Source organism: Methanobrevibacter sp. (genome assembly GCF_017427765.1).
Taxonomy (GTDB): domain Archaea; phylum Methanobacteriota; class Methanobacteria; order Methanobacteriales; family Methanobacteriaceae; genus Methanocatella.
Genome location: NZ_JAFRSC010000046.1, coordinates 1 through 1,807, shown reverse-complemented (window position 1 = coordinate 1,807; position 1,807 = coordinate 1). Strand labels below are relative to the sequence as shown.

The window sequence follows — 1,807 nt, the reverse complement described above, 5'->3', positions numbered from 1 at the left end:
TTAAATCCCAAGAATGCGGAAGCTCATTTTTGGTTGGGTGTAGCTTTTTTCAACAAAGAGAAATATAGGCGAGCAATTTTTGTTCTTACGAAATGTATAGCCCTAGCTCCGGATAATTATAAAGCTTATGGGTTGAGAGGTTATAATCATTATGAGTTGTTTGAATTGGAGAGGGCAATTTCGGATTACACAAAAGCGATAGAATTGAACCCTGATGATGTGATTTCATACAATAATCGTGGTCTGGCTCATGAGAAAAATGGAGAATATGAGCTGGCATTGGAAGATTATACAAAAGCAATAGAGTTTGAGTCGAATGAAGTTTCTGGCTATTACAATCTGGGGAATATCTATTTGAAGCTTGCCGAGTATGAAAAAGCCCTTGCTGAATATGACAGGGCACTTGAAATGAGTGATGATGAATGGCTTACATCGTGTATAAAAATGAATAGAGAAACGGCTGAGAAATTATTACTCAAAGGAGAAAGAAAAGTTTGGGGAAGGACTCCCGCCAATATCAGATTTAAATTTAGTGATTAAAGGAGATAATGTTATGAAAGAAGACAAATTGGTTGCTAGGGAAAAACTTGAAGAAGCGCGTAAAAACTATGCAATGGGAAAATATAATAATGCGGTGGCTTATTGCAGTCAGGCATTGCAATTTGTTCGATTTGGTTCAGATTCGGATATGGTAAAAGAGATTTATTTTTTGCTGGGCTTGGCGCATTTGGAATTAGGAACAAGTTATACCGTTTGGGATTTAAACGATGAAATTCTTGCTTGTAAATATTTTGATAAAGTTATAGCAATGGACAATAATTGTGTTGAAGCATATTTGTATAGAGGACTGGCGATAATAAGATGGGGAAATAATTATAAATTGGCAATAGCCGACTTTGATAAGGTGTTGGAACTTGAACCGGATAATGAGCTGGCTCGTAAATGTCGTGAGCTTTGTTATGAACAACTGATTAAAAAAGAGGAGAATGAAGAGGATGATTAACTTAGAGACTATAAAAGCAATGACAATGGGAATAGCGGTCGCTGATGCGGTTGGTGTTCCGGTGGAATTTAAAAGTCGAGAGACTCTTAAAAGAAAACCAGTAACAGATATGTTCGGATTTGGAAGTCATAATCAACCGGTAGGAACATGGTCAGATGATACAAGCCTGACGATAGCAACGATGGAAAGCATAGCTCGACAGAAAAGAATAGACTATGTGGATTTAATGAATAATTTTGCCCTTTGGTATTTTGAAGGGAAATTTACAGCAAGAGGGGAGGTATTCGATTGTGGGGGAACAACGTTATCGGCGATAATAAAATATGTCAGAGAAAAACCTCTTGAGGATTGCGGTTCAGAAGAAAGCTATTCAAATGGAAACGGCTCGCTGATGAGGATTTTGCCTGTTGCCGTTTATTTACACAGCGTTTATGGAAAAAATTTTGATGAAAGGGCAATGTTGGTGATTCATGAAGTATCAGCCTTGACCCATGCGCATCCGAGAAGTATGGTTGGTTGTGGAATTTATTCCTTAATAGCAGTACAGTTGCTGGGAGGAAAAAGCATCCCAGAGGCGATTCAAATAGGTTTGGGGAATGCTGAAAAATATTATAGTGGTTCTTGCTTTACAGATGAGTTGGAAAAGTATTCAAGATTATGGCGAGAAGATTTTGCAAACTTGCCAGAAGAGGAGATAAAAAGTACAGGTTATGTCGTCGATACATTGGAAGCGGCACTGTGGTGCTTGTTGAATACAAAAGATTATAAAGCACTGGTATTAAAAGCGGTGAATCTTGGAGATGA

The 1,807-nt window shown here is 37.9% G+C and carries 3 protein-coding genes; all 3 read left to right on the top strand.

From position 1 onward, the window contains the following. On the top strand, positions 1–540 hold a 540-nt coding region (locus IJL02_RS11820), incomplete at its 5' end, for a tetratricopeptide repeat protein (protein ID WP_292816705.1). Between the two features lie 28 nt (positions 541–568). Further along, complete coding sequence (locus tag IJL02_RS11815) at positions 569–1,003, top strand: hypothetical protein (RefSeq protein WP_292816702.1); 435 nt, start codon at positions 569–571, stop codon at positions 1,001–1,003. Next, on the top strand, positions 996–1,807 hold an 812-nt coding region (locus tag IJL02_RS11810; protein ID WP_292816700.1), incomplete at its 3' end, for an ADP-ribosylglycohydrolase family protein. The genes IJL02_RS11815 and IJL02_RS11810, both read left to right, overlap by 8 nt.